The following is a 608-nucleotide window of genomic DNA, read 5'->3' on the forward strand; positions in this document are numbered from 1 at the left end:
CCCTCGGGGCTTATTTTGCAGCGAAACTTGAGAACTGCTGATCCAGCCTAGGTTTGTACGTAGCCATTCCTCCGTGTTTGGATCACTTCCGAACTCACCGCCATATGCACAGTACACCTCAAGGTATTTTCCAGCGCTTACCGTCGTGATCGGCATGGCTTTATCCCACGGGAACTCGAGAGTTTTCGTATCTTCTGTGACTATGGCCGTAGCGAAGTATACATGTTCGTCCATCTTTCCGCGGGCGATATTGCTGACCAGATCATCAACAAGCCAAAGTCTGCCCGATTTTGCCAGTCGAACCGTGGACTGGTAGTCATGGAGCGTCGCGCCATGCGGAAACGATCTATTTAGCCTGGAATCGTCGTCGAAATCGTAGATGAGGACATTGACGTTGTAAGTGTTGTATTCATGGCGGCTGGCTTCTTGAATGGCTACAATTTCCGCGTAGTCCGCTTCTTGCCAGATGCTCTCGAAAGTTGTGTAGTCGAAGACTCCTTTCATCTTTTCAGAAAGCAGTTCCCAGCCATTTTCTGGCGATGAACCAGCCGACTTTGCATAAAAATTTTGAATCGATATTGCAGCTTCTTCAGGACTGGGTTCAATGC

Annotated in this window: 1 protein-coding gene; it reads right to left on the bottom strand. The window is 48.8% G+C overall.

Features of this window, described 5'->3' with window-relative positions; all coding sequences use genetic code 11:
• Positions 1-608: hypothetical protein (locus LC419_RS23495; RefSeq protein WP_223609630.1), on the bottom strand; the 608-nt coding region annotated here is incomplete at both ends.

This window comes from Chryseobacterium sp. OSA05B (assembly GCF_019970065.1).
In the GTDB taxonomy this organism is placed as follows: Bacteria; Bacteroidota; Bacteroidia; order Flavobacteriales; family Weeksellaceae; genus Chryseobacterium.